We start from the raw sequence: 26,390 nt of genomic DNA on the forward strand, positions 1-26,390 counted from the left end.
CTGGACATCCGGATGGCTAATAATATTTCGCTTTAACTTATGCCTTTTCCGTCGTTGTCAGTCAACCGGAGCTGTGAAAAATTCGATAAATCAGAAGAGTTATGAAGGATTTACGCGGATGGTTTCCAGTCGCCTTGAAATGCGCGGTATCAGCCTGGCCTTTTCCGGGTTTCAGGCGCTGTCGCGCGTGAACTTCACCTTAACCGGCGGATCGGTACATGCGCTGACCGGCGCCAACGGCGCGGGGAAATCGACGCTGATGGCGGTGCTGTGCGGGACGCACGACCACTATGAAGGCGAAATATCCATCAATAACCAGCCGGTAAGCATCCGCGAACCGCTCGACGCCAAACGGCTGGGCATCCACCTTGTGCAGCAGGAGGTGGACGTGGCGCTGATCCCGGGGTTAAGCATCGCCGAGAACATCATGCTCGACCAGCTGGCGCAGCCGGGGCATCGCTTCCGCTGGCGCACCGTCCGCCAGCAGGCGAGACAGGCGCTGGCGCAGCTGGATGTTGCTCTGGACGTACGCCGTTCCATCGACACCTGCACGCTTGCCGAAAAGCAACAGATTTTGCTGGCGCGCGCCCTGTCCCACCACTGCCGTTTTCTCATTCTTGATGAGCCCACCGCGCCGCTGGACGCGCACGAGAGCGAGCGCCTGTTTGCGGTGGTGAGACGGTTAAAGCAGCAGGGCATCGGCGTGGTGTTTATCTCCCACCGCATTCACGAGCTGAAGGCCATCTGCGACACCCTGACGGTGCTGCGCGACGGCAAGCTGATCGAGTCCGGCCCGATGGCCGATCTCAGCGGCGAAGCGATCGTCGAGAAGATGCTCGGCCACGTGCTGAGCGATATCTACCCGCCCGCGCGGCCGCCGCACGGCGACGAAACGTTGCTGCGGGTAGAAGGGCTGCACGACGACGCGCTGCTGAAAGATATCTCCTTGCACCTGCGTAAGGGCGAAATTCTCGGTATTGCCGGGCTGGCGGGCGCGGGCAAAACCGAACTCTGTAAGGCGCTGTTTGGCGCCAGCAAAAGCCGCGTGTCGCGCGGTGAGTTGAATCAACAGCCCTGGCAGCCGCGCGATCCGGCGGACTCGGTGCTGCGCGGCCTGGCGCTGGTGCCGGAAGAGCGGCGTAAAGAGGGCATTTTTATCGACGAGCCGGTGAGCATGAACCTTGCCGTGTGCGCCGATAACAGCTTCTCGCGCTGGAGCCTGTTCGGCCATCGTCAGGCGTGGCGCTGGGCGGAGGAGGTGATCGCCCGCGTCGGCGTGCGCGCCCGCGGTCCCGGACAGGTTTTGCGACGTTTGTCCGGCGGCAACCAGCAGAAGGTCGCCATCGGCAAGTGGCTGCGCAATGACGCGAGTGTGCTGATCTTCGACGAGCCGACCAAAGGCGTGGACGTGAAGGCCAAAACCGATCTGTTCCAGTTGATCGACGGCCTGGCGCGTGAGGGCAAAGGGGTGATTTACGCCTCCGGCGAGTTTGCCGAGCTGGTCGGGCTGTGCGACCGCATCTGCGTGCTGTGGGACGGGCGCATCGTGGCGGAAATCGCCGGGGCCGAGGCCCGTGAAGAGACACTACTTTATTATTCAACCGGAGGAACGGCGTCGTGAGCAAGGCCCTTTCAGTAAACGCGACGGCGTCTGGCCGTCAGCAGATTTTCGATTTTCTCTACAAGTGGGGCATGCTGTTAACCGTCGTCGCGCTGGTGGCCGTCTTTGGCCTGGCGTCGGACAGCTTCCTCGATCCAAACAACATCATCAATATTCTGCGTTCGATTGCCATCGTGACGGTGATAGCCATCGGCGTGTCGATATCGCTGACCATCGGCGGGTTCGATCTCTCCGTAGGATCGACCGCGTCGCTGGCGAACGCGCTGGTGATTTCCCTTTTCGTCTGGCACGGCTTCGGCACCACCGAGTCGATTCTGATCACCCTCGCGCTCTGCACGCTGGTGGGTCTGTTTAACGCCTTTCTGATCGTCATCCTGCGCATTCCGGACATGCTCGCGACGCTGGCCAGCCTGTTTGTGATCCAGGGCGTGGCGATGACCTACAGCTACGGCGGGTCGATTACCGAGAACATGGTGCTGCCGAGCGGTGACATGGCGGAAGGCACCATTCCGGCGACGTTCAGCCTGCTGGGGCAGGTGCCGACGATCGTGATCATCATGCTGGTGGTGACAGTTCTGGCGCAGCTGGGGCTGTCGCTCACCACTCACGGTCGTCGGATGTACGCCATTGGCGGCAACCCGGAGGCGGCGCGCCTCTCGGGGATTCGCACCACCCGCTACAAGGTGGCGGCCTACGTGATTGCCTCCCTGCTGGCGGGCCTGGGCGGGATTTTGCTGGCCTCGCGCATTGGCTCGTCGCAGGTAAACGCGGGCGGCGGTTACCTGATGGATGCGGTGGCGGCGGCGTGGATCGGCTTCTCGCTGGCCGGGTCCGGCAAGCCGAATGCGCTGGGGACCCTGGTGGGGGCGGTTATTCTCGGCGTGCTGTCGAACGGGCTGGTGATGCTCTCCGTGCCGTATTACGCCATGGACATTATAAAAGGGCTGGTGCTCGCGGTAGCGCTGGCGATTACGTACATACAAAAAAGCTGACAACACAACGGGATAAAAAATGAAAAAGATTGCACTCTCTTTGGTGGCATTAGGGTTATTCACCGCTCTGCCTGGCTTCGCGGCCACGCCCGCACCGCTTCCGGCGGCCATTGCCAACCACGACGGCCCCATTCGCATCGCGGTGATCCGTAACCTCGGCTCAGACGACAACACCACGCAGTTTATTGCCGGAGCCATTCAGGAAGGGAAGAAGCTTGGCTTTAAGGTCAGCACCTTTTTAAGCAACGGGGACGACGCCAAATTCCAGGACTTCGTGAACCAGGCCATCAGCCAGAAGTACGACGGGATTATCTTGTCTCAGGGCCGCGATCCGTACTCCACCGCGCTGGTGAAGAAGGCGGTGGACGCCGGGATTAAGGTCGCCGTCTTTGATACGGCAGTTAATGGCGAGATCCCGGGTGTGACCGTCACCCAGCAGGACGATGCCTCCCTGACGAACCTCTCCTTCGGCCAACTGGCGAAAGATTTCAACGGCAAGGCCAATATCGTCAAGCTGTGGGTGGCGGGCTTCCCGCCGATGGAGCGTCGTCAGGCGGCGTATAAAGAGTTGCAAAAACAGTACCCGGACATCAAAGAGCTGGAGTCTATCGGCGCGGTCTCCTCTGACGTGCAGGGCGACACCGCCAACAAGGTGGGTGCGATCCTCGCGAAATACCCGAAAGGTAAAATCGACGCCATCTGGGGAACCTGGGACGCCTTCAGCCAGGGCGCGTACAAAGCGCTGAAAGAGAACGGGCGTACCGAGATCAAACTCTACAGTATCGACATCTCCAACCAGGATCTGCAGCTGATGCGCGAGCCGGGCAGCCCGTGGAAAGTGAGCGTGGCGGTGGATCCGAAGCTGATTGGCGCGACCAACGTGCGTCTGGTGGCGAACAAGATTGCCGGGGAAGCCACGCCTGCGACCTACGATTTTAAGGCTGCCGCTATTCCACAGGCGCTGCTGACCGCCCAGTCGGGTGCGGTGAACGTGGCGTCGCTGGGGAAAATCATTCCGGGCTGGGGCCAGACGGAAGATTTTATCGCGCCGTGGTTTGCGACGCTGGAAGCGAAGAATAAATAAAACCCAGCCGGGTGGCGGCTGCGCCTTACCCGGCCTACATTTCGCACCCGTAGGCCCGGTAAGCGCAGCGCCACCGGGCGAAAGGAGCTCAAGGTGACTCATTTACCCCCTCCCGAATACAGCCGCAACATGCGGCTGATTGGCCATAGCGATCAGGGCGGTCGCCCGGACGGCGTGCAACTGATGGTGCACCGCGGTTTCGCTTATATCGGCCATATGGTGTCGCAGGGCTTTTCGATTGTCGACGTGCGCGACCCGAAAAAACCGAAAGCGGTGGGCTACGTGCCCGCGCCGCCCGGCACCTGGAACGTGCATCTGCAGGCGCATGATGACCTGCTGCTGGTCATCAACGCCCGGGATCTGTTTGCCGATGCCCGCTTTGCCGACGAAAAGGTCTACTACACCCGCCAGGTGGGCGAGACTGTCCGCGACGTGCAGGACAAAGGCTGGAGCGCCGGGCTGCGCGTGTTTGATATCTCCACGCCGGACAGGCCGCGCGAAATCGGCTTTCTGTCGCTGAGCGGAATTGGCATTCACCGCATCTGGTACGTCGGTGGCCGCTGGGCGTACGTGTCGGCGCTGATCGACGGTTTTACCGACTACATCTTTCTGACGATCGATCTGGCCGACCCGCGTAAGCCTGAGGTGGCAGGGCGCTGGTGGCTGCCGGGGATGAACCAGGCCGAAGGTGAACAGCCGAACTGGCCGGAAGGGAAACGCTACGCGCTCCACCATGCGATTATTGCCGGCGATACTGCGTACGGCAGCTGGCGCGACGGCGGCCTGACGCTGCTGGACGTGAAGGATCGTACCCGGCCTAAGCTCATTAGCCACCGTAACTGGAGTCCGCCGTTTGGCGGTGGCACGCACACCGCGCTGCCGCTGCCGGACCGCGATCTGCTGGTGGTGCTGGATGAAGCGGTGCTCGACAACCAGGAGGACGGGGAGAAGCTCATCTGGCTGTTTGATATCCGCGAGCCGTCGAACCCGATAAGCATCTCTACCTTCCCGCAGCCGGACGAAACTGACTACGTGGCGAAAGGGGCGCATTTCGGGCCGCACAACCTGCACGAAAACCGGCCGGGGAGCTTTGTCAGCTCCACGCTGATTTTTGCCACGTATCAGAATGCGGGCGTGCGCGCGTATGACATTTCCAATCCGTATCGTCCGGTTGAAACGGGGGCGCTGGTGCCTGCCGCGCCGGCGAAAATGATGGATACCCGCCCGAATCGCCCGCAGGTGATCCAGTCGTGTGACGTGTTCGTGGATGCGCAGGGAATTATCTACAGCACGGATTATAACGGTGGGCTGTCGGTGATTGAGTATTTGGGATGAGTTTTTGCCGGGTGGTGGCTTCGCCTTACCCGGCCTACATTTTGCAGCCGTAGGCCCGGTAAGCGCAGCGCCACCGGGCACAAAGCCGGCACTCAGCTGTACTGCCGCACTCGCGCCACCAGATCTTCCGCGCTGTCGATACGGTCGGCAATAACAATCAGCGCCTTGCCGAGCGTTATCGCGTGGCGAAGGCATTCGTGGCGCATCGCCTCGTCCTGAATGGTGTCGATATCCGCGACGTGGGAAAGCCCGACGCTGCGGCGAATCAGCTCGGTGCCGCAGAAACCGATGGCATCATGCCAGACCTTTTTCAGGAAGGCGGAGGCATAGCCCGGCGCGCTGAGCGCGGCGTCGCGTGTTTTCTCGTGTGCCAGCGCCTGGAAGCGCTCCGCGAAGGTGTTCCACAGTTCCTGAATATCGGTCAGGCGCTGTTCGCGGGCGGCGGCGGCATCGCGAATGCCCAGGTGCCCCGGCAGGCCGCAGAAGTTAAGCAGCAGGTTGCCGATGGCGGTGCCGACGTCAAAGCCCATCGGGCCGAAATAGCCGAACTCGGCGTCGATGGCCTTTAGGCTACCGTCGGCCACAAAAATCGAGCCGCTGTGAATGTCTCCGTGCAGCAGGGCTTCAGCCTGAGAAAAGAAGCGATGCTTCAGGGAGGCCACGGCAATTTTCAGCTGGGCGTCGTCGCGCAGCGCGGCGACGTCATTTTCCAGCTCTGCCGGGTAGCTGTTGCGTTCGTGGATCTGGTACGGATCGTTGAAGAACAGATCTTCGGTGATCTCGCACATCTCCGGGTTGATGAATTTCGCCACCTGCGCTTTTTTCTCGTGCGGGTGCAGGTAGAAATCGCTGGTGTGGAACAGCGCGTGCGCGAGGTATTCACCCAGCTGACGCGCCGCCTGAGGGTAATAATTATTTTTGATCAGCTCGCCGCGCCAGATGCGATGGCTGGAGAGATCTTCCATCACCATCACCGCCAGTTCCGGGTCAAAGTGGTGGATTTTCACCGTGTGCTGCGGGCTGTGCCGGTAGTGCTCGACCAGGGTTTGCGCCTCCAGACGGGCGCGGTCCAGCGTCAGCGGCCAGGACTCTCCGACGCAGCGCACGTAGGGCAGCGCCTGCTTAACGATGATGCGGCTCACGCCCGCGCTGTCGAAGATTTTGAACACCAGATTGAGGTTGCCGTCGCCTACCTCCTGCGCCTCCACCAGCGATGAAGGATCGTCAAGGCCGCCAAACTGCCTGGCATATTCCACGGCGTCCTGAGCGGTAAAGGTACGGTATTGCGACATGGCCTGCTCCTCACGGGTTTGCTAATAAAGACATGTAGACGTCTATACATCTGGATTTCATCCTGACACAATGTGCTACAACAACGCAACAGGGAATTAACGACATGCAGACATTACAGACGACCAGCCTGCGGGTAGCGGATAATCAGCTCTTTATTCTCGACCAGCAGGCCCTTCCGCAGGAGAAACGCTGGCTGGATGCCTCAACGGTAGAGGCGCTGGTGGGGCATATTCACGCCCTGCGGGTGCGCGGCGCGCCGCTGATCGGTCTCTCTGCAAGTCTGCTGCTGGCGCTGCTGGCGGAAAACGGCAAAAGCCGTGACGAGCTGGCGGTTGCGCTGGAAACCCTGCGCGCATCCCGCCCGACGGCGGTGAACCTGATGAACAACCTTGACCGCATGAAGCTGGCGCTGTGGCAGGAAGAGTATGTTCCGGCGCTGGTGGCGGAGGCGCTGCGCCTGATCGACGAAGACAAACGACTCTGTGACGCCATTGCGAGAGCGGGCAGCGCGCTGGTGAAGCCCGGCAGCCGCCTGTTGACCCACTGCAACACCGGCGGGCTGGCAACGGCGGGTGTCGGCACCGCGCTGGGGGTGATTGCTCGCGCGCACCAGGAAGGCAAGGTCAGCAACGTCTGGGTCGATGAAACCCGTCCGCTGCTGCAGGGCGGTAGATTGACCGCGTGGGAGCTCGGCGAGCTGAGCGTGCCGTATCAGCTGATTACCGATTCTATGGCCGCCAGCCTGATGGCGAAAGGGCAGGTGGACGCCGTGTGGGTGGGTGCAGACCGCATTGCTGCCAACGGCGATGTAGCGAACAAGATTGGCACCTATTCCCTGGCGGTGTTGGCAAAATTCCACGGCATCCCGTTCTACGTGGCCGCGCCGCAAACGACCCTCGACCCGGATTGCCCAAACGGCGACGCGATCCCGATTGAGCAGCGCGCCGCCAGCGAGGTGACGGGCGTCGCCGGAAGCTTTGGCGCGGTGCAGTGGGCGCCGGAAAACGCGCAAGTTTACAACCCGGCGTTTGACGTAACGCCCGCCTCGCTGATTAGCGGCTGGGTGCTGGATACGGGTGTGGTCACGCCGGAATCGGTGGCAAACGGCAAATTCGCCTGAGTCCGGCTATCCTTTAAGGGGTTCCCTTAAGAGGACAATATCGTGACGCTCGATCCTGAAACAGACTTAAAACTGGAGCGCGTGGTGGATGCCCCGCGCGACCTGCTGTGGCTCTGCTGGACTACGCCCGAGCATATCAAAAACTTCTTCATTCCTGCTCCCCATAAGGTGACCGAATGCGACCTTGACCTCCGCGTGGGCGGACGGTTCAACACCGTGTTTGAGGTGGACGGTCAGCGGATGGATAACCGGGGTGTGTTCCTTGAAATCGACCCGGGAAAAAAGCTGGTCTTTACCGACGGCTATACCGAAGGCTGGAAACCGGCCGAGAAGCCGTTTATGACGGCGATCCTGCTGCTGGAAGAGGTGGGCGAGGGCAAAACCCGCTATACGGCGATTGCGCGCCACCCCACGAAGGAAATCCGCGAGCAGCACGAGCAGATGGGCTTCCACGAAGGGTGGGGGATAGTGCTGGATCAGCTGGTGGAGTATGTGAAGTCTCTTCGACCCCCTCTCCCTTGAGGGAGAGGGTTGGGGTGAGGGGGAGAATTCATTGATCAAGTCGAAGAAAGGTTTCTCTTTTTGGTATTCCTCATCTGACGAAATACTGGCGCTCCCTTTTCGTCAAAATATCTTTCCGGCCATATCACATCGGGTGGAATGTCTAGCGCCTGAGCGATAAGCAATTCACCTTTGGGCCACGGTCGGGTAAGCGCGTTTGCCAATGTGGATGAGGAAAGGCCAGCCTTTCGGGACAACGCAGCCAGGCTTGTTCCATGTTTCTTTAGTGCGGCAATGATATCGGCAGGATGCCAGTTCTGATGACGCATAGTGTCCTCCTTACGTGTGCTCATTACGCGCTCAATTATCCTGTTTTGGGATAAAAAGGCAATAGGAGGATATTCGATTTCAGGATATTTGTATGGAATCGGAACAATGGCCTCAGTTTATTCGGATGAATATCAGCGAGTTATCAATGCGTTGAAGAAAGCGCGTAAAGAGAAGGGCATTACTCAGGCGCAGCTTGCTGAGGCGCTGGGTAAACCACAATCGTTTATTGCAAAAGTGGAAAACGGTGAGCGCAGGTTAGATGTGGTGGAGTTTGTGCATCTGGCGAGGCTGGTTGGCGCTGATGTGCAGAGGATCATCACCAGTATTTAATTAATGCCTGAATATGGAACTGACCACCTGAGCCGTATGTTCCCCTCACCCTAACCCTCTCCCCGGAGGGGCGAGGGGATAGCACAGTGCTCGCATGACTTTGTGTGGTTCCCTCAGTTCACAGTGAGAGGGCGAAAAGATCAAGCGAGGCGCGGATACGCATCCGCAATGGCGTTACCGGTAAACTGGGCCACCCAGCCTTCCGGGTTATCGAAAATACGAATGGCGGTAAAGTTCGGCTCTGAGCCCATATCAAACCAGTGCGGCGTGCCTGCGGGCACGGAGATCAGGTCGTTTTTCTCGCACAGCACCTGATACACCTCATCGCCAATGTGCAGGCAGAACAAGCCCGCGCCTTCTACGAAAAAGCGTACTTCGTCTTCGCCGTGGGTGTGTTCGTTCAGGAACTTCGCGCGCAGCGCGTCTTTCTGCGGATTATCGGCGCGCAGGCTGATCACGTCCCAGCTCTGGTAACCCTTCTCTGCGACCAGTTTGTCGATCGCATGTTGATACGCCGCGATCACGGCTTCAGGGGCGGGATCGTGTCCTAAATCGCGATCCGCCGCCCAGCGTTCAAACCGCACGCCTTTCGCGTTGAGCTGTTGGGCAATCTCGGCGGCGTCGGTGCTGTGCCACTGGTGTTGACTGGCGTCTTTGTCGGAATAAATGGTCAATGTGCTCATGAAGGGATCTTCTCCGGGTTAATCTCGTCAAACTGGTGGACCTGATGGTGGTGGCTTGCGCCGTCATCATCACCGCGAATCAGCTGCAGGGTACGAAAACCTGCCTGTTCAGCCGCGTCCAGCTCCTGATGAATATCGGAGAGGAAGAGGATCTGCGACGGGGCTATGCCCGTTTGCGCCGCAATGTTCTGATAAGACTGCACCTCGCGCTTGGCGCCGATGTGGGTGTCGAAATAGCCGCTGAACAGATGAGTAATATCACCTTCGTCGCTGTAGCCAAATAACAGTTTCTGCGCAGCGACGGAGCCAGAGGAATAAACATAGAGATCAATCCCTTGCGCTTTCCATTTTTCCAGCGCGGGCAGCACGTCCGGGTAGAGATGGCCGGTAAAGTCGCCGTTGACGTAGCCGTCATGCCAGATGATCCCCTGCAGCGCTTTGAGCGCGGTCGATTTGCGGTCTTCATCCATAAAGGCAAACAGGGCGTCGATAAGCTCGCTGACGCTGGCGTGTGGGTTAGCGATTTCATCACGCAGGTTGTCCAGAATGGATTTCACCGGCTCGGCGTACTGCTGAGCGGTCACGAAGGCCGCCAGCCGCTCACGCGCGTAGGGGAACAAAACATCATGGACAAAACGAATATCGCTGGTGGTCCCTTCAATATCCGTCACAATCGCGCGAATCATACTCTCTCCAGTTGTCGTAAACGCATTTCACATTCAAACAGGAATTCCAGTCCTTCCAGATGACGGCGGGCTTCGGCCACATCGCGTCCCCAGCAGGTTAAGCCATGGCCACGCAGAAGAAAACCATAATTAAGCGGACGTTCCTGCGCGTAATGGGCGATTCGTGAGGCGAGGGCGTCAATATCCTGGTCGTTATCGAAGACCGGAATAGCCACCGTGTCCAGATGCGTAGTCTGTCCGGTGAGGGATTTTTGCATCTCAAAGCCGCTGATGCTGAGCTCGGCTTCTTTGACCAGACGGGACAGCACCGTGGCGTTAACCGTGTGAACGTGCAGGACGGCGTTGGCCTCAGGGAACAGACGATAAATCAGCGTGTGCAGCCCGGTCTCCGCCGACGGTTTACGACCGGACGGCGCGCGGTTGGTGGCGATCTCCACCTGCAGAAAGTCATCGGTTGTGAGGCTACCTTTGTCTTTGCCGGATTCGCTGAGCCAGCAGAGATGTTCGTCCTGACGCACCGACATGTTGCCGCCAGTGGCGGGTGCCCAGCCTTTGGCGCCGATCCAGCGGCAGGCGTCGACCAGATGCGTGAGTTGCAGGTTGTCTGTCATTTTCCTTTTACCCTCTCGGACAGGAATATTCATATTGTTTAGACGTCTAAGCGTCTTGATTGCCAAAGACTAACATCGTGTTATAGTGGCAGCAACATAAGTATTACAAGCAGGCACAACACAATGAGCATTAACGCCTTGATTCCGCAAAGTAAACTTCCCAATCTCGGTACCACCATCTTTACGCAGATGAGCGCTCTGGCGCAGCAGCACAACGCCATTAACCTTTCGCAGGGGTTCCCGGATTTCGACGGCCCGGCTTATCTGCAGGCGCGTTTAGCGTATCACGTGGCGCAGGGGGCGAATCAGTATGCGCCAATGACGGGCGTACAGGCGCTGCGGGAAGCCATTGCCGACAAAACGGCTGAGCTGTATGGTCATAAGCCCGATGCGAACAGCGACATCACGGTGACGGCAGGGGCGACCGAAGCGCTGTACGCGGCCATCACCGCGCTGGTGCGCGCGGGCGATGAAGTGATCTGCTTTGACCCGAGCTACGACAGCTATGCGCCTGCGGTTGAACTTTCCGGCGGCGTGGTGAAACGCGTGGCGTTACAGCCACCGCATTTCCGCCCTGACTGGCAGGCATTTGCTGCGCTGCTGAGTGATAAAACCCGTCTGGTGATCCTGAATACCCCGCATAACCCGTCCGCGACGGTATGGCAGAAAACGGACTTCGCCGCGCTGTGGCAGGCCATTGCTGAACGTGAAATTTACGTGCTGAGCGATGAAGTTTACGAGCACATCTGCTTTGCAGAAGAGGGACACGCCAGCGTGCTGGCCCATCCGCAGCTTCGCGAGCGCGCTATCGCCGTCTCGTCGTTCGGTAAGACCTACCATATGACCGGCTGGAAAGTGGGCTACTGCGTCGCACCGGCCGCCATTAGCGCTGAGCTGCGCAAGGTACATCAGTACCTGACCTTTGCCGTGAACACGCCGGCTCAACTAGCCCTGGCGGATATGCTGCGCGCGGAGCCCGAGCATTATCGCGCGCTGCCGCGTTTCTACCGTGAACGTCGGGATCTGTTCGTGACGGCGCTGAGTCAAAGCCGCCTGGAAATTTTGCCGTCTGAAGGAACCTATTTCCTGCTCGCGGACTACAGTGCGATTTCCGATCTGGATGACGTCAGCTTTTGCCAGTGGTTGACAAAAGAGGTGGGAGTGGCCGCCATTCCGCTGTCGGTATTCTGCGCCGATCCCTTCCCACACAAGCTGATCCGTCTTTGCTTTGCCAAGCAGGAATCGACGCTGCTGGCGGCGGCAGAGCGTTTGAACACGCTCTGATTATTTCACCGTCCAGGCTTCGGAATAGCGACGGTCTGCAAACAGCGCCAGCAGACCGTTGATTTGCTTGAGGCGCAGCACCTCGTCGCTGTCCATTCCGAGCTCTTTGCCAATTCGCTCATCATTCCAGCCGAGCTGTGCCAGTTCGCGCACGATCTCTGACATGGCGTTAATCTGGTGCCGACCCCGCGCCCGGTTGTGACGGATCGTGGCGGCCATACGGTCATGCTTTTCCTGTCGGTCCTGGCGCAGGCAGGTGACGGGGAGATATCCCTTGAGCTGACGCTTTAACGCCGCCCGATTTTTGCCGATTTCATGGCGATGGAAACCATCCACAATTTCGTAATGTTGCGGTTCACTTTCCGTTACGACAAGAGGTTGGGTGAAGCCATCGAGTTCCAGCGACCTGGTGAGCAGCCGTTTTTCTGGAGGGGCAACGTTATTGGGGTTGTAGTCGTTAGCGATAATCGCGTCCTGTTTGATCCAGAGCACGCAGTCTATCGGTTGCTCACGAAAAGGACTGTGTCGATGGATCGCTTCACGAAAGGCATTGATGGCGTTAATCCGATCCTCTTCGGAAAGTGACTGCAGGTACGTTTCGATCTCGGTAATTATTCTTTGTCGCATAAAATGCCCCACTCCTTGCGTTTCGCCTTCACTCTGTCGCTGTAGCGCTGATAATGTTTGGGTTTATTTGGGCTGAACGACAGCGCCCTGCACCAGTAGTCATTATTAAGTAAAACCTTACAAATACGGCGCCATGAGGGGATGTCTTTGGCGCCGATATCGCCCTCCTGCGTCTCGGGAATATCCGGCATGCCTCTCTTTTGATACCAGTGCAGATAGATCGCGATTTTATTGCGGTAATGCTCAGCCGTGTTTTGCGGCATGCTGTCCAGCAGGAGCATGGCGTAGTCGCGCCAGCCGAGGTGCCCGGGTTTGAGGATTTTGCGGTGGCCGTAAAAATGGTTGTCCTGCCCGGCGTAGATACCGCCGCTGCGCACGCCGCTGACGCGCTCGCACATCGCGGCCCAGCGCTCGGGCTCGAGAACGTGATAGAGCCAGAGCCCCTGGCGCTGTTCCGGGCCGAAGGGTTCGCAGATGCGCATATAGCGCGGCGGGACGCCCGCCTGAAACATGAGGTTGTAGAGCGGGTTATAGCTGCACCCGGATTTTGCAAACCATGTCCAGATGTCTGCGGTTTTCCAGTCGTAGAGAGGATAGACGTACCACGCGTGCCCGCCGGGGGCGGTGGTTGTCCAGGGCTTATCGTCCGCGAAGCGCTGCTTGCGGTTGTTGGCAATGGTCAAAAACCGGTTGTAGGATTCATCGGCGCGGATGCCTACCAGCATGGCTGCTGGCCGGTGCAGGGCAAACCAGTCGGAAAACGAGCGGACAAACGCTTCAAAGGTCATTCCCGCCTGGTAAAAATCAAAATAATCGGCAGCGGTGATGGCATCTTCCGGCGGCTGGCGCACCCAGTGCACGCCCGGCGCCCAGCACTGCCATTCCGGCTGATACTGTGAGAGCGAATTCTGCGTGGTCAGCGGAAGCGCCACCCAGTAAAAGTGCTCGATGACGTCCCGGTAGCATTCGCGTAGCGCATTAACGTGCTCAATGGTGCAGGAGAACTGAGCCTCCCAGTCTATAAACAGCACGCTGATTTTTCGCTTTTGCGCCCGGGCCATTTGCGCGGTGAGATGCAGCATGACGGTGGAGTCTTTGCCGCCGGAAAAGGAGACGCAGATGCGGGAAAAAGTGGCGAACGTCCAGTCGATGCGCGCCTGCGCGGCCTCCAGCACGTTAAGCTGCAGGGGATGTTTATACAGTGACATGTGCAATCTCTTCCTGAGGATGACTGTCGGGGCTTTTATTTACGCTAATTAAACATGAATAGTAAAGATATTAAAGCGAAACCGGAATAATGCGATTTATCCATGCCTGGATTGTTGCCCAAATGTAATTAAAAAGTATTCGGGCAATATCGGAAATTATTCCACTTCGATTTTTTCAATGAATTGCGAAAACACGCTGCTGTTTAACGCTGAACGATTATATAGCATAAAAATATCTAATTTCGGAACCGTGAAAGGCAAGGCGACGCGCTTCAGGTTGAGAATGTCTTTATATCGCTCAAACATTGCGGTTGGAACAAAACCGACTAAATCACTCATGCCAATAATATTCATAATCGAAATCAGCGAGTCGCTGCGGAAGCAGAAATTCCGTTCCGGAAGGAGAACGTTCGATTGCTGCTGGAAGTCCTTTATGCCGTTCTCCTGGCTGCGCATCAGCGTGAATTTTTCCTGGCAGAGCTCCTCAAGCGTTGCGCTATCGCCAAGGCGGGGGTGCTCTTTGCAGCAGACCAGCTGTGCCGAAAACTGGATAAAGCGGGTACAGACGATAGAGCGGCTGTTAACCGGCGCAAAACTAAACACCAGATCGGCCTTGCGGTAGGCGAGCAGATCCTCGGCCGACTCAGGCGATAAGACCACATCATTATGTTCTATCTCGTAATTTCCGTCCGCAAGCAGAGACCTTAGCAGGTCGCCCAATCGCCCCTGGACCAGAATCTGCGGGCAGTAGATGACAAAGCTCTTTTTGATCTGCGCGTTATTCAGGATATTGATGGTCTGTTCAATATGATTAAGGTTTTCTTCCAGATGATGATGCAGGTTGATCCCCACGGTCGTCGGGGTGATACCTTTACCTGAACGAATAAAAAGCGGGTCATTCAGCTGCGTACGCAGGCGTTGCAGTGACTGGCTCACCGCAGAGGGCGTGATATAGAGTGTTTCCGCTGCCTTGCTAATGCTGAGGTGCTGATAAATGCACTCAAAAATGACTAACAGATTGAGATCGAATTTTTTAAGGTCATAAAGATTTGCCATGGATCATCCTGAGTGTGTTGTTGTCATCTCATAACTGATAACTATAGTTCGAAGTTAATCATTTACAATCCTTGTGATTAACCTGCTTATTATATTTTGAATTCAAGCTTAATATATCACGAGGCTGGATTATTGAAATAGAACTTCAGCCGTTATTAAGATATTTTTATCTTTAAAACGTGCGGCGTTGTGCTCAAATAAGCACTCCCGGTTATACATTCGCTGTGACGCATTATTGCCACTTTAGCGCTGGCTACCAGTCTGACCACTTATTGCAATCCATTCTCATTATTAATTCTTTCGTTGCGTCGGGCAGACGCGAGCGTTATTCGGTAAAACCTATCGCAGCCATAGGGCGGAATGCCGGCGTGACGGATTGCCCAAACTGAAAACCGGTGCTGTAATCAAACCGCTGTTACGGCCTGATATAAGGTATGTAGAGCGCAACGCAACGCCAGTCCAGGCTGGCACTGAAAGTTCCTGTGGAAAGTTCAGGTATCAGGGCCGCCCACCAGGGCGGCCTTTTTACGTTCAGGCTTTCCGTTAATTCAGTTCACAACGTTGTCTTGTTGGAGTTGTAAGGTTTGGCTGATTGATTTGATAAAGCATACGCATTAGCCCCGATGGATAAAGTTGGTTACCTTACATCTCAACGAAAACACGGAGGAAGTACAGATGTCTTTGATTAACACTAAAATTAAACCTTTCAAAAACCAGGCGTTCAAAAACGGTGAGTTCATCGAAGTAACCGAGAAAGATACCGAAGGTCGCTGGAGCGTCTTCTTCTTCTATCCGGCTGACTTCACCTTCGTTTGCCCGACCGAACTGGGCGACGTGGCTGACCATTACGACGAACTGCAGAAGCTGGGCGTAGACGTTTACTCTGTGTCTACCGATACCCACTTCACCCACAAAGCGTGGCACAGCAGCTCTGAAACCATCGCCAAAATCAAATACGCGATGATCGGTGACCCGACTGGCGCCCTGACCCGTAACTTCGACAACATGCGTGAAGATGAAGGCCTGGCAGACCGCGCGACCTTCGTCGTTGACCCGCAGGGCATTATCCAGGCTATCGAAGTTACCGCTGAAGGTATCGGCCGTGATGCGTCTGACCTGCTGCGTAAAGTGAAAGCAGCGCAGTATGTCGCTTCTCACCCAGGTGAAGTGTGCCCGGCTAAATGGAAAGAAGGCGAAGCAACGCTGGCACCATCTCTGGACCTGGTCGGCAAGATCTAAGTCTGTAAAGCCTGGCGGCGCTACGCTTGCACAGGCCTACAGTATCGTAGGCCGGGTAAACGAAGTGCCACCCGGCAATCAATGGGCGCACCCGCGCCCATTTTATTCCAGCACCATGATGCAAGTTGCATTCAGGCCGCCCGCATAAGGCAGCTTGCATGATGACGTCTTAAGAGAGGGAAGAATAATGCTCGACACAAATATGAAAACCCAGCTCAAGGCCTACCTTGAGAAACTGACTAAACCCGTTGAGCTGATTGCCACGCTGGACGACAGCGCGAAATCGGCAGAGATCAAAGAACTGCTGGCTGAGATCGCCGAACTGTCGCCAAAAGTGACCTTCAAAGAAGATAACTCGCTTAACGTCCGTAAGCCTTCTTTCCTGATTACTAACCCAGGCTCTGAGCTGGGGCCGCGTTTTGCCGGCTCGCCGCTGGGGCATGAATTTACCTCGCTGGTGCTGGCGCTGCTGTGGACCGGCGGTCATCCGTCGAAAGAGGCGCAGGCGCTGCTGGAGCAGATCCGCGATATCGACGGTGATTTTGAGTTTGAAACCTATTACTCGCTCTCCTGCCACAACTGTCCGGACGTGGTGCAGGCGCTGAACCTGATGTCGGTCCTCAACCCGCGCATCAAGCACACGGCAATTGACGGCGGTACCTTCCAGAATGAAATCACCGATCGCAACGTGATGGGCGTTCCGGCGGTGTATCTGAACGGTCAGGAATTCGGTCAGGGTCGTATGACGCTGACGGAAATCGTCGCCAAAGTGGATACCGGTGCCGAAAAACGTGCCGCAGAAGCGCTGAACAAACGTGATGCCTATGACGTGCTGATTGTCGGTTCCGGTCCGGCGGGCGCGGCGGCGGCAGTGTACTCCGCGCGTAAAGGGATCCGTACCGGCCTGATGGGCGAGCGCTTCGGTGGCCAGGTACTGGATACCGTGGACATTGAAAACTATATCTCCGTGCCGAAAACCGAAGGCCAGAAACTGGCCGGCGCGCTGAAGGCGCACGTCAGCGATTACGACGTAGACGTGATCGACAGCCAGAGCGCCAGCAAGTTGGTACCTGCTGCGGTTGAGGGGGGGTTACACCAGATTGAAACCGCCTCCGGCGCGGTGCTGAAAGCACGCAGCATCATCATTGCCACCGGGGCGAAATGGCGCAACATGAACGTCCCGGGTGAAGATCAGTATCGCACCAAAGGCGTGACCTACTGCCCGCACTGCGACGGCCCGCTGTTCAAAGGCAAGCGCGTGGCGGTGATCGGCGGCGGAAACTCCGGCGTGGAAGCGGCTATCGACCTGGCGGGGATTGTTGAACACGTCACCCTGCTGGAGTTCGCGCCAGAAATGAAAGCCGACCAGGTGCTGCAGGACAAAGTTCGCAGCCTGAAAAACGTCGACATCATACTGAACGCGCAGACCACGGAAGTGAAGGGTGACGGCAGCAAGGTGACCGGTCTGGAATACCGCGACCGCGTGAGTGGCGACGTGCACAGCGTGCAGCTTTCAGGGATCTTCGTGCAGATTGGTCTGCTGCCAAACACCACCTGGCTGGAAGGCGCGATTGAGCGCAACCGCATGGGCGAAATCATCATTGATGCGAAGTGTGAAACCAGCGTGAAGGGCGTGTTTGCGGCGGGCGACTGCACCACCGTGCCGTACAAACAGATCATTATCGCCACGGGTGAAGGGGCGAAGGCGTCTCTGAGCGCGTTTGACTACCTGATCCGCACCAAAACCGCATAAGAAAAGAAAGTAAGGCTACACCTGCAATAGCGAGAGGCCACCGAAAGGTGGCCTCTTTTTTTATCTGACGACCATCACCGGTATATGCGTGTGGCGGATCACGCTGGAGGCGTTAGATCCCAGCAGATGCGTGGTAATAGAAGGGTTGCGCGAACCGATGACCACCACGTCTGCTTTCAGCTCGTTCGCCAGTTCATTTACCGCATCACGTACGCTGCCGAATCTGACGTGCGTTTTGATCCGTGAAGGGTCGATACTGAAGTGGCTGACCATGGTTTGCAGGCGCGTTTCCGCCTCGTGCTGCAGATGCTCTTCGAAGCGGCGCACATCGGCAGCAAAGCGGTGCAGGCTCAGGCTGGCGGAGCCCGGGAGCACGTGCAACAGATGGATGACCCCGTCCTGCTGCGCCAGGAACTCCGCGTGGCGTACGGCCTTGTCGCTCAACTCCATCTCAAAAACATCAACCGGCATAATGATTCTCTGATACATACCCGTTTCTCCTTGTTTATAAACGCTGTACTCATTCAACCACAAAATAGTCATGGTTTCTGTAAGCGCCCCGTCAGTTTTCTTATCTTGCCAGGATAAATCTCAAAAGAACCGTATTCACGGGCAGACCTTCAGGGGTAGCTACCCTTATACACTTACCTGGAACCTTTCGGAGGTCGCATGAAAGCACTTACGTATCACGGTCCACACCATGTTCGCGTCGAGAATGTCCCCGACCCCATCATCGAACAGCCCGACGATATCATTCTGCGCGTCACGGCCACGGCTATCTGCGGCTCCGATTTGCATCTCTACCGCGGAAAGATCCCGAAGGTGCAGCACGGCGATATTTTTGGCCATGAGTTTATGGGGGAAATCGTCGAGTGCGGTGCAGAGGTCAAGAATTTGCAAAAAGGGGATCGCGTGGTGATCCCTTTTGTCATCGCCTGCGGAGACTGTTTCTTCTGTCGTCTGCAGCAATACGCGGCCTGTGAGAATACCAACGCCGGGCAGGGTGCTGCACTGAACAAAAAGCAAATCCCCGCGCCGGCAGCGCTGTTTGGCTATAGCCACCTCTACGGCGGTGTGCCGGGGGGACAGGCGGAATACGTTCGCGTGCCAAAGGGGAACGTCGGGCCGTTTAAAGTCCCGCAGCTTCTTTCTGATGATAAAGCGCTTTTCCTTTCCGACATTTTGCCCACGGCCTGGCAGGCGGCAAAAAATGCACAGATTGAAAAAGGCTCAAGCGTAGCCGTTTTCGGTGCCGGGCCGGTGGGGCTACTGACCATTGCCTGTGCGCGGCTGCTGGGGGCTGAGCAGATCTTTGTCATCGATCACCATCCTTACCGGTTGCGATTTGCCGAGGCACGATACGGTGCAATTCCCATCAACTTCGATGATGACAACGACGCCGCGGAAAAAATCATCGAGCAGACCGCGGGCCAGCGCGGCGTTGACGCTGTGATTGATGCGGTCGGGTTTGAAGCGAAAGGCAGCACCACGGAAACGATCCTCAGCAATCTTAAAATTGAAGGCAGCAGCGGCAAAGCGTTGCGTCAGTGCATTGCTGCCGTGCGGCGCGGCGGGGTGGTCAGCGTACCCGGCGTATACGCAGGGTTTATCCATGGCTTCCTGTTTGGCGATGCCTTTGATAAGGGGCTGACGTTTAAGATGGGCCAGACGCACGTCCATGCCTGGCTGGGGGAACTTTTACCGCTGATCGAAAAAGGGCTGCTTACGCCGGAAGAGATCGTGACCCATTATCTCCCCCTTGCGGATGCGGAGCGTGCCTATAAGATTTTCGAAAAACGGGAGGAGGAGTGCCGGAAGGTGATTCTGGTCCCGGGGGCAGACACGCCCGAAGCCGCAGAGCAGACCGTTAAGGGACTGGTGAACGCCTTCCCGGGTGGGGTGGCCTGAGAATGTTCGCTTACCAGTGGCGTTCAAGATAGAGCACGGCCGTGACGATAATCGCCACAAAAATCAGAAAGATAAGTGTGATAACGCCTATCTCACTCATGACCGTCCCCGCGGCACCAAAACAGATTAAGCGTGGATTAAGGCCATTTTGCGCGGTATAGGAAAATCGGGTGAATTTGCGGAAAGAGGATGCGGCTGCATCCTCTGTGCAAAGCGGGTAGGCGCTTATTCAGAAGAGATTAACGCAGGTAATCGCCCGCGGCTTCTGGCTGGTAGAGCAGCTCCAGCACTTCCAGATGGGTCGAGGCACCGCCCGGCAATTCCCAGTGGATCGTATCCCCCGTACGCAGCCCCAGCAGTGCGGCACCCACAGGCGCCAGAACAGATAGCTGTGCGCTGCTGTCGGTCATCTGAGCGGGGTAAACCAGCGTACGGGTCAACTCTTCACCGGTGGTCAGGTTGCGGAATTTCACCTGGCTGTTCATGGTGACCACGTTATGCGGCATCGTCTCAGGCGTGCACATCTGTGCCCGGTCGAGCTCCTCATTCAGGGCGTCGGCCACGGGGAGCGAGGCGAACTCCGCTTTTTCCAGCAGCCTGTCGATACGTTCTGCGTCGAGCTCATTGATGATAATGGTAGGTCTGGACATTTTTTACTCCATGTCGTTAATGCTGCGTCTTACGCAGAAACTGATCCAAAAGAAAACCCTCGCCGTCTGGCAGCGAGGGTTTAACTCTCCCGATGATACTGGCTGAGCGCGCAAGTTTGAAGTGATGAAAGTCACATTCATGGGCCATATGAATTTTGCTGAAATTTATTCAGTCTTCATTCCTGGCGGAATACGTTACGCTGAGTGTCCTGAATCCGGGCGTTGCCCGCCAACGAGAGAGAATTATGTACTTCTATCAACCGTCTCAGGGACACGGCCTGCCGCATGACCCGCTGAACGCCATTATTGGTCCGCGTCCGATAGGCTGGATCTCCTCATGCGATAAGGCCGGTCAGCTGAATCTCGCACCGTACAGCTTCTTTAACTGCTTTAACTATCGCCCACCGATCATCGGCTTTTCCAGCAATGGCTGGAAGGACAGCGTGCGTAATATTACTGAGACAAAAGAGTTTGTCTGGAATCTGGCAACGCGCGATCTTGCCCAGGCGATGAATCAAACCTCCGCGATGCTTCCCCACGACCGGGATGAATTTAGCTTTGCCGGGCTCACGACAGCGGCCAGCCAGCTGGTGAACGCCCCTCGCGTTGCAGAAAGCCCGGTGAATTTTGAGTGTCGCCTGTCGCAGTGCATTCAGTTGACGGGGGCTGACGGTACGCCGGTAGACACGTGGCTGGTGCTGGGGGAAGTGGTCGGTATCCATATTGCCGAAACGCTGCTGGAAGAGGGGATATACCAGACGGCGAAAGCGCAGCCCATCCTGCGTGCGGGTGGGCCGACGGCGTACTATGGCATCAGCGATGAAAACCGGTTTGATATGGTGCGCCCAACGGTGGATCAGTAGCCGGCTTTATCAATCACAAATTGTTTACCGCAGTTACCCGGATGTGGCTGCGGGGCAAATGAGGTCGCAGAAAGCGGGTTGTTAATGGTGTCTGCCTTCAGCGAAATCTGCATCTCAGTCAGATAAGCCGGGTTGCCGCTGCAGGTCAGCTTGAACGCTTTGACGTTCTTTTTGCCCCAGCTCCTGGCCACGGCACTGTCAAAATCGCTGCGAGTGACGGTTTTCCCGTAGTGACCGGCAAGGAATTTACCGACCGCACTGTTTTTAATTTCCTGATTCATCCGCACCATCGTGCCGAAATAGGCATCGGGATCGAAACCAAAGCAGACGCCGTGTTTAGCGTATTCGTAACGCTCCAGGCAGGAGTTACCGCCCGCGCCCGGCATCACGTCGTTGAGCTTTGCGGCAGCGGAAAGCGACAGCCCGGTTTCGGCGGCTTCGCATTTGCGGCTGGCCTTCACTTCCGGCATGTTCGGAATGGGACGCGTGGCGCAACCGAAACGCATCCAGCGACGCTCATCTACCCCGCGTGCGGCAATGGATTTCGGCAGGCCGGGCCATAATCCGTGAACGGTCAGAAAATCGGCTTTATTTTCGCGCTCTTTTTGCAGGCGACATTCGTCAGGTTCATTGCGGTTGCGCTCGACCATGCTCTGGCAAAACCCGGTTTGCCAGGACAGAGCCAGCACATAGCGATCGAAATCGCCATACTGGGTTGCCTTGAGCGGTTCTGCCTGTGTGGAGAAGACACAGAGTGCAAGCGCGATTGCGCCAGACGGGATAACAATATCCTTCCTGAACATATGATTTCCTGATCGAATGAGCGTGATTAATTTCTGGGGGTTATTAAAGCACAAAAAGCGCCCGCAGGCGCTTTCTGGATATCCCTAATTTAGGTTAGGCTGCGCCGGGAACCAGCACCTCCGTGGCGATAATTACGATAATCAGCCCAACCAGAACGGGTACGGAGGTGCGTTTTACCACTTCGAATGGTGAGATTTTTGCCATCCCGGCAACGGCAACCACCACGCCTGATACCGGGGAGATGGTACGGCCCAGGTTTGACGCCTGCAGCATGGGAATGGAGAGATAGGCCGGGTTAATACCGGAGGAGTGGGCCAGTTTCGGGATCATCTCAACGAAAGCGTAGAAAGGCGCATTACCGGAACCGGTGGTCATCGCCGCCAGCATGGTGAGTACCACCAGGACCAGCATCAGGATAATACTGGCCGATCCGAACGAGGTGGCGATAGAGATCAGGCTCTGGATAAAGCCGATGGTGCTCAGACCCTGGGCAAAAACGCCCGCGGCCACCAGCAGCATCACCACGCCAGCGAAGGCATCCGCCATGCCGCGATAGGCAACTTCCAGACCCGAGAACACCTTTTGCGTGTTAAAACCACGCACAAATTCCAGCACGGCAGCCAGCAGCATGCAGATAACCAGAATGGTGATAATGTGCAGTTGCGGGCCCCATTTGCCGTCAAAAATCAGCACCCCAATAATCGGCGTGAAGGGCAGAATGGCATAAAACGCGGGAGCGGTGGTGGTGATTTCACTCACGTCCATCATTTCATGGCTGATGTTTTCTTTCTTATCGAGATAGCGCTGCCAGAAGAAATGCGCGATACCCATGCCCACTATGGCAACGATTGAGATCGGCAGCGTGGTTTTAAAGGCGAAGTCGATGAGCGACATCTCCGCAGCCTTTGCCGCCAGCACGACGTCGCCGGAGGTCGGAGAGAGAATAATCGCAGCCGGAGACGCGCAAATGGCTGCTGCCGCGCCGCGGCTGATACCAACGTTCACCATGACCGGGAACAGCGTGGCCATCAGCAGTACGCCAAGTCCGGTAGCCGACGAAACGGCCAGTGACATCAGGCAGGCGAGGAAATAGGCGGCGACCATCAGCAGATACGGCGAGTTGATGTATTGTAGGGGTTTGGAGGCAAGCTTAACGACCATGTCGTTGGCGCCGATATGAGTCATGTAGGCCGCAAAACCGCACAGCATCATGATCATCATGCCCAGGTCACCGCCGCGGCTCATGAGCAATATTTTAATATATTCCACAATATCGGTGGCGGTGTAACCGGTGCTGGTTGCGCTGGCAGGCAACACCTGATGCCCCATCAGTGCGCTGATAATCAGCAGCGTTAAACCGCCAACAAATAATACGCCCGTGGCCGAGTAGCCTTTAATGATGTAGCGTGCGACACCGACAATGACGACGACTCCAATAAGGAGCTCGAATAACGTAAGCATGATTTCCCCTGTATCTCTGCTGCTATGGAGCACAAAAAATCAATAAAAAAAAGAAGGATGAAAATGTGCCGAATAAATGGCCTGTTCTTGCTGATTAAAATCAATAAACAGACGACTAGAGAGCAGAACAACCGTGTTTTTGCCATGGCTCATACATTTATGCCATGCGGGTCTTGACCGTCAGAAATAGCGCAATATGTCCTTACAATGATAACAGATTGTTAATATTTTGTATAATGCGGCATGTTGCTGATAAAGAAGGTGAAACAGGCTAAAGGCCCACCCTGTATGTGCTTATTCGACCTTGCTGTCCGGTTTTATTAAGAATATTCCCGGAAAAAGGCCGAATAATTAGGAATAACGCTGATGCCGTTAAGCTTCGATTCAACTATTTTATGGTAAACTTTGCCTCGAATACTAAGAATGGTAATTGCATTGTGATCGTACGTAATACATTTTTCTCAATTTTATTGTTTATTTTTGGGCAGTTAACGTTTTCTTCTGTTGCACAGGCAGAGGACAACGCGACGGATAAAGGATGGTTCTCAACCTTTACGGATAATGTCTCCCAGACCTGGACGTCGCCGGAACATTATGATCTCTATGTTCCGGCAATAACGTGGCATGCGCGTTTTGCATATGACAAAGAGAAGACCGATAAATACAACGAGCGTCCGTGGGGCGCCGGTTTTGGTCAGTCGCGCTGGGACGAAAAGGGAAACTGGCATGGCATCTATCTGATGGCCTTTAAAGACTCCTTTAATAAATGGGAGCCGATTGGAGGCTACGGCTGGGAGAAAACCTGGCGCCCGCTAGCCGACGAGAACTTCCATGTTGGGTTGGGCTACACCGCGGGGGTCACCGCGCGTGACAACTGGAACTACATTCCGATCCCGGTGCTGCTGCCTTTGGCTTCTATCGGCTACGGTCCCGCAACGTTCCAGATGACCTACATTCCGGGCACGTATAACAACGGTAACGTTTACTTCGCCTGGATGCGTTTTCAGTTTTAACTGAAAAAACGTCATAGTCTGGTGAAAAAACGTGCAGGCGTTGATTCATAAACGATAAAAATCGGCCAGTGAAAATTAACGCGACTTTAGTCACTTTTTATCAAAGATCCGCTGGACAAAAGGTCTCACAATTGATGTACTGGTAACCGACACAGCATTTGTGTCGTTTTTTAATGTAAAGGTAATTTTGATGTCTAAGATTAAAGGTAACGTTAAGTGGTTTAATGAGTCCAAAGGATTCGGTTTCATTACTCCTGAAGATGGCAGCAAAGACGTGTTCGTACACTTCTCTGCAATCCAGTCTAATGGTTTCAAAACTCTGGCTGAAGGTCAGCGTGTAGAGTTCGAAATCACTAACGGTGCCAAAGGCCCTTCTGCTGCTAACGTAATCGCTCTGTAATTCAGACGCGTCAGCAAGAATTTCAAAACCCGCTCACTGAGCGGGTTTTTTTCGTTTTGAATCAGCCAAGCAGATACATTTTCAGGAAGCTTGCAACGATCAGCACGCTCAACAACACCATGCCTGCGCTCATCAGACTCTGTTTCATTCTGTCACCCTCGTTCAGTACTGCACTCAGAGTGACAGAGAAAAATTAAGCCAACATTAACGGTCCGTCTGTTAATGCGTGCTTGCGGAGGAAAAAAGCCAAAATGCGATCCCCGTCATCGCAAACGAGCCGAGCATGTTAATTGCGATATTCGCCAGCGCCCAGCCGATACGGCCTTCCTGAAAGAGAAACACCACTTCCGCAGAGAACGTCGAAAAGGTGGTTAATCCGCCGCAGAAGCCGGTGGTAATCAGGACTTTCCACATTGGATCAATGTGCGTCATTCGGTTAAACCAGGCCAGCCCCATGCCAATGATAAAGGCACCAATCAGGTTTGCAGCCAGTGTCCCCATGGGAATCGCCTGATGCAGCGGGTTAAACCGCATACTCAGAAACCATCGCGCAACGCTACCCGTTCCCCCACCAATAAAAACGGCTAAAAGTAGTTGTAACACGCTAAATACCTGCTATTTGATGTGTAAGAGAAGCGAGTTTAACGCCGTTTATGATGAGGGGACAAATATGTATGTTGCGGTAGGGCAATTTGCGGTCACGCCAGACTGGCAGGCGAATGCGATGACATGCGTCAACCTGATGATGCAGGCCCGGCAGAAAGGCGCATCGCTGCTGGTGCTCCCCGAGGCGCTGCTGGCCAGGGATGATAATGATCCGGATTTATCGGTGAAGTCCGCGCAACCGCTGGACGGTGAATTTTTACAGCAACTGCTCGCCCAGAGCGGGGGCAATACGATGACGACGATCTTAACGATCCATGTTCCCTCAACGCCGGGCCGTGCAGTGAATACGCTGGTGGCGATTCGCGGCGGAGCCATTGTCGCACGTTACGCCAAGCTGCATCTCTATGATGCGTTCAGCATTCAGGAGTCGCAGCGCGTTGACCCCGGAGACAGTATCCCACCGCTTCTGGAGATTGACGGATTCAAGATCGGGCTGATGACGTGCTATGACCTGCGTTTTCCGGAGCTGGCGCTCCATCTGGCGCTGCAGGGCGCGGACGTACTGGTACTGCCTGCCGCGTGGGTCAAAGGACCGTTAAAAGAGCACCACTGGGCAACGCTGCTGGCGGCACGCGCGCTGGATACCACCTGCTATGTCGTTGCTGCAGGAGAGTGCGGCACGAAAAACATCGGGCAAAGCAGGGTGGTCGATCCGCTGGGTGTGACGATTGCCGCCGCTGCGGAAGCGCCGGATTTGCTGGTGGCGGAGATAAACATAGACAGAATTGCGCTTGCACGTCAGCAATTACCTGTTCTTCGCAATCGTCGGTTTGCGCCACCGCAATTATTGTGATGTTTTTTTCAACAATGCTTGATTCACCTTGTTACAGATTGCTATTGTGTGCACGCGCTAAATGACCGTTAATACAATC

At 55.9% G+C, this 26,390-nt stretch carries 29 protein-coding genes; 15 read left to right on the forward strand and 14 right to left on the reverse strand.

Annotated elements, in window-relative coordinates; all coding sequences use genetic code 11:
* The first annotated feature begins 118 nt into the window (after positions 1 to 118).
* The 4 genes from F3J31_RS06720 (at position 119) to F3J31_RS06735 (ending at position 5,032) form a co-directional block, all read left to right on the forward strand.
* A complete protein-coding gene (locus F3J31_RS06720) occupies positions 119 to 1,621 on the forward strand; it encodes a sugar ABC transporter ATP-binding protein (protein WP_167212134.1) in 1,503 nt (500 codons plus the stop codon).
* Positions 1,618 to 2,613, forward strand: a complete 996-nt coding sequence (locus F3J31_RS06725) for an ABC transporter permease (protein WP_167212137.1) — start codon at positions 1,618 to 1,620, stop codon at positions 2,611 to 2,613. Before F3J31_RS06720 ends, F3J31_RS06725 begins: the two co-directional genes overlap by 4 nt.
* A 19-nt stretch (positions 2,614 to 2,632) precedes the next feature.
* Positions 2,633 to 3,697, forward strand: a complete 1,065-nt coding sequence (locus F3J31_RS06730) for a sugar ABC transporter substrate-binding protein (protein ID WP_167212140.1) — start codon at positions 2,633 to 2,635, stop codon at positions 3,695 to 3,697.
* Between the two features lie 93 nt (positions 3,698 to 3,790).
* Positions 3,791 to 5,032 carry an LVIVD repeat-containing protein gene (locus F3J31_RS06735; protein ID WP_345790446.1) on the forward strand — a complete coding sequence of 414 codons (1,242 nt, stop codon included), beginning with the start codon at positions 3,791 to 3,793 and terminating at the stop codon, positions 5,030 to 5,032.
* 92 nt (positions 5,033 to 5,124) lie between these two features.
* On the opposite strand, the gene mtnK is transcribed toward F3J31_RS06735, so the two are convergent.
* Positions 5,125 to 6,324 carry an S-methyl-5-thioribose kinase gene (gene mtnK / locus F3J31_RS06740; RefSeq protein WP_045909608.1) on the reverse strand — a complete coding sequence of 400 codons (1,200 nt, stop codon included), beginning with the start codon at positions 6,322 to 6,324 and terminating at the stop codon, positions 5,125 to 5,127.
* 104 nt (positions 6,325 to 6,428) lie between these two features.
* On the opposite strand from mtnK, the gene mtnA reads away from it, so the two are divergent.
* Positions 6,429 to 7,445 carry an S-methyl-5-thioribose-1-phosphate isomerase gene (gene mtnA / locus F3J31_RS06745; RefSeq protein ID WP_167212142.1) on the forward strand — a complete coding sequence of 339 codons (1,017 nt, stop codon included), beginning with the start codon at positions 6,429 to 6,431 and terminating at the stop codon, positions 7,443 to 7,445.
* A 42-nt stretch (positions 7,446 to 7,487) separates the two neighbouring features.
* A complete protein-coding gene (locus F3J31_RS06750) occupies positions 7,488 to 7,967 on the forward strand; it encodes an SRPBCC family protein (RefSeq protein ID WP_167212146.1) in 480 nt (159 codons plus the stop codon).
* 35 nt (positions 7,968 to 8,002) lie between these two features.
* On the opposite strand, the gene F3J31_RS06755 is transcribed toward F3J31_RS06750, so the two are convergent.
* Positions 8,003 to 8,275 carry a helix-turn-helix transcriptional regulator gene (locus tag F3J31_RS06755; RefSeq protein WP_045325706.1) on the reverse strand — a complete coding sequence of 91 codons (273 nt, stop codon included), beginning with the start codon at positions 8,273 to 8,275 and terminating at the stop codon, positions 8,003 to 8,005.
* A gap of 106 nt (positions 8,276 to 8,381) precedes the next feature.
* Between F3J31_RS06755 and F3J31_RS06760 the strand changes: the two genes are divergently transcribed.
* On the forward strand, positions 8,382 to 8,606 hold the full coding sequence (locus F3J31_RS06760; protein ID WP_048990019.1) for a helix-turn-helix transcriptional regulator: 225 nt from the start codon (positions 8,382 to 8,384) through the stop codon (positions 8,604 to 8,606).
* Positions 8,607 to 8,746: 140 nt separating this feature from the next.
* Here F3J31_RS06760 and F3J31_RS06765 read toward each other — a convergent pair whose 3' ends face one another.
* Genes F3J31_RS06765 through F3J31_RS06775 form a run of 3 tightly spaced genes read right to left on the reverse strand, consistent with a single transcriptional unit; the run spans position 8,747 to position 10,586 of the window.
* Positions 8,747 to 9,289: an acireductone dioxygenase gene (locus F3J31_RS06765; protein WP_167212148.1), complete on the reverse strand. Its 543-nt coding sequence runs from the start codon at positions 9,287 to 9,289 to the stop codon at positions 8,747 to 8,749.
* Complete coding sequence (mtnC, locus tag F3J31_RS06770; protein ID WP_167212151.1) at positions 9,286 to 9,975, reverse strand: acireductone synthase; 690 nt, start codon at positions 9,973 to 9,975, stop codon at positions 9,286 to 9,288. Before mtnC ends, F3J31_RS06765 begins: the two co-directional genes overlap by 4 nt.
* On the reverse strand, positions 9,972 to 10,586 hold the full coding sequence (locus tag F3J31_RS06775) for a methylthioribulose 1-phosphate dehydratase (protein WP_032656195.1): 615 nt from the start codon (positions 10,584 to 10,586) through the stop codon (positions 9,972 to 9,974). Before F3J31_RS06775 ends, mtnC begins: the two co-directional genes overlap by 4 nt.
* A gap of 123 nt (positions 10,587 to 10,709) precedes the next feature.
* Here F3J31_RS06775 and F3J31_RS06780 point away from each other — a divergent pair, with 123 nt between their 5' ends.
* Positions 10,710 to 11,870 carry a pyridoxal phosphate-dependent aminotransferase gene (locus tag F3J31_RS06780; protein ID WP_167212154.1) on the forward strand — a complete coding sequence of 387 codons (1,161 nt, stop codon included), beginning with the start codon at positions 10,710 to 10,712 and terminating at the stop codon, positions 11,868 to 11,870.
* On the opposite strand, the gene F3J31_RS06785 is transcribed toward F3J31_RS06780, so the two are convergent.
* From F3J31_RS06785 to F3J31_RS06795, 3 genes are all read right to left on the reverse strand, one after another.
* A complete protein-coding gene (locus F3J31_RS06785; RefSeq protein ID WP_045909603.1) occupies positions 11,871 to 12,497 on the reverse strand; it encodes a ParB/RepB/Spo0J family partition protein in 627 nt (208 codons plus the stop codon).
* A complete protein-coding gene (locus tag F3J31_RS06790; RefSeq protein WP_167212156.1) occupies positions 12,482 to 13,705 on the reverse strand; it encodes a phosphoadenosine phosphosulfate reductase in 1,224 nt (407 codons plus the stop codon). Before F3J31_RS06790 ends, F3J31_RS06785 begins: the two co-directional genes overlap by 16 nt.
* 156 nt (positions 13,706 to 13,861) lie before the next feature.
* A complete protein-coding gene (locus tag F3J31_RS06795) occupies positions 13,862 to 14,761 on the reverse strand; it encodes a LysR family transcriptional regulator (RefSeq protein WP_063621137.1) in 900 nt (299 codons plus the stop codon).
* A 675-nt stretch (positions 14,762 to 15,436) separates the two neighbouring features.
* On the opposite strand from F3J31_RS06795, the gene ahpC reads away from it, so the two are divergent.
* Complete coding sequence (ahpC, locus tag F3J31_RS06800; protein WP_008501015.1) at positions 15,437 to 16,000, forward strand: alkyl hydroperoxide reductase subunit C; 564 nt, start codon at positions 15,437 to 15,439, stop codon at positions 15,998 to 16,000.
* 187 nt (positions 16,001 to 16,187) lie between these two features.
* A complete protein-coding gene (gene ahpF, locus F3J31_RS06805) occupies positions 16,188 to 17,753 on the forward strand; it encodes an alkyl hydroperoxide reductase subunit F (RefSeq protein WP_045909600.1) in 1,566 nt (521 codons plus the stop codon).
* A gap of 60 nt (positions 17,754 to 17,813) precedes the next feature.
* Here the strand turns inward: ahpF and uspG are convergent, their stop codons facing one another.
* Positions 17,814 to 18,242, reverse strand: coding sequence for a universal stress protein UspG (uspG, locus tag F3J31_RS06810; RefSeq protein WP_023310731.1), 429 nt, complete (start codon positions 18,240 to 18,242; stop codon positions 17,814 to 17,816).
* A gap of 180 nt (positions 18,243 to 18,422) precedes the next feature.
* Between uspG and F3J31_RS06815 the strand changes: the two genes are divergently transcribed.
* Positions 18,423 to 19,661 carry a zinc-dependent alcohol dehydrogenase gene (locus F3J31_RS06815; RefSeq protein ID WP_045909599.1) on the forward strand — a complete coding sequence of 413 codons (1,239 nt, stop codon included), beginning with the start codon at positions 18,423 to 18,425 and terminating at the stop codon, positions 19,659 to 19,661.
* Positions 19,662 to 19,671: 10 nt separating this feature from the next.
* Here the strand turns inward: F3J31_RS06815 and yldA are convergent, their stop codons facing one another.
* On the reverse strand, positions 19,672 to 19,761 hold the full coding sequence (gene yldA, locus F3J31_RS23500) for a small membrane protein YldA (protein ID WP_008501020.1): 90 nt from the start codon (positions 19,759 to 19,761) through the stop codon (positions 19,672 to 19,674).
* Between the two features lie 139 nt (positions 19,762 to 19,900).
* Complete coding sequence (gene rnk, locus F3J31_RS06820) at positions 19,901 to 20,311, reverse strand: nucleoside diphosphate kinase regulator (RefSeq protein WP_045261020.1); 411 nt, start codon at positions 20,309 to 20,311, stop codon at positions 19,901 to 19,903.
* 245 nt (positions 20,312 to 20,556) lie between these two features.
* Between rnk and F3J31_RS06825 the strand changes: the two genes are divergently transcribed.
* The gene (locus F3J31_RS06825; RefSeq protein WP_167212158.1) at positions 20,557 to 21,174 is read left to right on the forward strand and encodes a flavin reductase family protein; all 618 of its coding nucleotides are present in this window, start codon (positions 20,557 to 20,559) and stop codon (positions 21,172 to 21,174) included.
* Here F3J31_RS06825 and rna read toward each other — a convergent pair.
* Both rna and dcuC read right to left on the reverse strand, forming a co-directional pair.
* Positions 21,168 to 21,977, reverse strand: coding sequence for a ribonuclease I (gene rna, locus F3J31_RS06830; RefSeq protein ID WP_167212161.1), 810 nt, complete (start codon positions 21,975 to 21,977; stop codon positions 21,168 to 21,170). The genes F3J31_RS06825 and rna overlap by 7 nt on opposite strands.
* A 94-nt stretch (positions 21,978 to 22,071) precedes the next feature.
* Complete coding sequence (dcuC, locus tag F3J31_RS06835; RefSeq protein ID WP_048026951.1) at positions 22,072 to 23,439, reverse strand: anaerobic C4-dicarboxylate transporter DcuC; 1,368 nt, start codon at positions 23,437 to 23,439, stop codon at positions 22,072 to 22,074.
* Between the two features lie 395 nt (positions 23,440 to 23,834).
* Here dcuC and pagP point away from each other — a divergent pair, with 395 nt between their 5' ends.
* Together pagP and cspE are read left to right on the forward strand one after the other, a co-directional pair.
* Entirely contained in the window at positions 23,835 to 24,452 is a 618-nt protein-coding gene (gene pagP / locus F3J31_RS06840; RefSeq protein WP_080474221.1) for a lipid IV(A) palmitoyltransferase PagP, read from the forward strand.
* Positions 24,453 to 24,642: 190 nt separating this feature from the next.
* A complete protein-coding gene (gene cspE, locus F3J31_RS06845) occupies positions 24,643 to 24,852 on the forward strand; it encodes a transcription antiterminator/RNA stability regulator CspE (protein WP_002439184.1) in 210 nt (69 codons plus the stop codon).
* Between the two features lie 219 nt (positions 24,853 to 25,071).
* Here cspE and crcB read toward each other — a convergent pair whose 3' ends face one another.
* Complete coding sequence (crcB, locus tag F3J31_RS06850; RefSeq protein WP_024907010.1) at positions 25,072 to 25,455, reverse strand: fluoride efflux transporter CrcB; 384 nt, start codon at positions 25,453 to 25,455, stop codon at positions 25,072 to 25,074.
* 67 nt (positions 25,456 to 25,522) lie between these two features.
* Here crcB and F3J31_RS06855 point away from each other — a divergent pair, with 67 nt between their 5' ends.
* Complete coding sequence (locus tag F3J31_RS06855) at positions 25,523 to 26,311, forward strand: deaminated glutathione amidase (RefSeq protein ID WP_167212164.1); 789 nt, start codon at positions 25,523 to 25,525, stop codon at positions 26,309 to 26,311.
* Positions 26,312 to 26,390 lie beyond the last annotated feature (79 nt).

This window comes from Enterobacter sp. Acro-832 (genome assembly GCF_011752745.1).
GTDB lineage: Bacteria > Pseudomonadota > Gammaproteobacteria > Enterobacterales > Enterobacteriaceae > Enterobacter > Enterobacter quasiroggenkampii.

Excerpts from the sequence above, each read along its gene's own strand:
- F3J31_RS06855 (WP_167212164.1), top strand. The coding sequence starts at position 25,523 with ATGTATGTTGCGGTAGGGCAATTTGCGGTCACGCCAGACTGGCAGGCG.
- dcuC (WP_048026951.1), bottom strand. The coding sequence starts at position 23,439 with ATGCTTACGTTATTCGAGCTCCTTATTGGAGTCGTCGTCATTGTCGGT.
- F3J31_RS06765 (WP_167212148.1), bottom strand. The coding sequence starts at position 9,289 with ATGAGCACATTGACCATTTATTCCGACAAAGACGCCAGTCAACACCAG.
- F3J31_RS06780 (WP_167212154.1), top strand. The coding sequence starts at position 10,710 with ATGAGCATTAACGCCTTGATTCCGCAAAGTAAACTTCCCAATCTCGGT.
- F3J31_RS06755 (WP_045325706.1), bottom strand. The coding sequence starts at position 8,275 with ATGCGTCATCAGAACTGGCATCCTGCCGATATCATTGCCGCACTAAAG.
- F3J31_RS06760 (WP_048990019.1), top strand. The coding sequence starts at position 8,382 with ATGGCCTCAGTTTATTCGGATGAATATCAGCGAGTTATCAATGCGTTG.
- cspE (WP_002439184.1), top strand. The coding sequence starts at position 24,643 with ATGTCTAAGATTAAAGGTAACGTTAAGTGGTTTAATGAGTCCAAAGGA.
- F3J31_RS06795 (WP_063621137.1), bottom strand. The coding sequence starts at position 14,761 with ATGGCAAATCTTTATGACCTTAAAAAATTCGATCTCAATCTGTTAGTC.
- F3J31_RS06720 (WP_167212134.1), top strand. The coding sequence starts at position 119 with ATGGTTTCCAGTCGCCTTGAAATGCGCGGTATCAGCCTGGCCTTTTCC.
- F3J31_RS06730 (WP_167212140.1), top strand. The coding sequence starts at position 2,633 with ATGAAAAAGATTGCACTCTCTTTGGTGGCATTAGGGTTATTCACCGCT.
- F3J31_RS06785 (WP_045909603.1), bottom strand. The coding sequence starts at position 12,497 with ATGCGACAAAGAATAATTACCGAGATCGAAACGTACCTGCAGTCACTT.
- ahpC (WP_008501015.1), top strand. The coding sequence starts at position 15,437 with ATGTCTTTGATTAACACTAAAATTAAACCTTTCAAAAACCAGGCGTTC.
- yldA (WP_008501020.1), bottom strand. The coding sequence starts at position 19,761 with ATGAGTGAGATAGGCGTTATCACACTTATCTTTCTGATTTTTGTGGCG.
- mtnK (WP_045909608.1), bottom strand. The coding sequence starts at position 6,324 with ATGTCGCAATACCGTACCTTTACCGCTCAGGACGCCGTGGAATATGCC.
- F3J31_RS06790 (WP_167212156.1), bottom strand. The coding sequence starts at position 13,705 with ATGTCACTGTATAAACATCCCCTGCAGCTTAACGTGCTGGAGGCCGCG.
- pagP (WP_080474221.1), top strand. The coding sequence starts at position 23,835 with ATGGTAAACTTTGCCTCGAATACTAAGAATGGTAATTGCATTGTGATC.
- F3J31_RS06815 (WP_045909599.1), top strand. The coding sequence starts at position 18,423 with ATGAAAGCACTTACGTATCACGGTCCACACCATGTTCGCGTCGAGAAT.
- ahpF (WP_045909600.1), top strand. The coding sequence starts at position 16,188 with ATGCTCGACACAAATATGAAAACCCAGCTCAAGGCCTACCTTGAGAAA.
- mtnC (WP_167212151.1), bottom strand. The coding sequence starts at position 9,975 with ATGATTCGCGCGATTGTGACGGATATTGAAGGGACCACCAGCGATATT.
- rna (WP_167212161.1), bottom strand. The coding sequence starts at position 21,977 with ATGTTCAGGAAGGATATTGTTATCCCGTCTGGCGCAATCGCGCTTGCA.
- uspG (WP_023310731.1), bottom strand. The coding sequence starts at position 18,242 with ATGTATCAGAGAATCATTATGCCGGTTGATGTTTTTGAGATGGAGTTG.
- F3J31_RS06775 (WP_032656195.1), bottom strand. The coding sequence starts at position 10,586 with ATGACAGACAACCTGCAACTCACGCATCTGGTCGACGCCTGCCGCTGG.
- rnk (WP_045261020.1), bottom strand. The coding sequence starts at position 20,311 with ATGTCCAGACCTACCATTATCATCAATGAGCTCGACGCAGAACGTATC.
- F3J31_RS06825 (WP_167212158.1), top strand. The coding sequence starts at position 20,557 with ATGTACTTCTATCAACCGTCTCAGGGACACGGCCTGCCGCATGACCCG.
- mtnA (WP_167212142.1), top strand. The coding sequence starts at position 6,429 with ATGCAGACATTACAGACGACCAGCCTGCGGGTAGCGGATAATCAGCTC.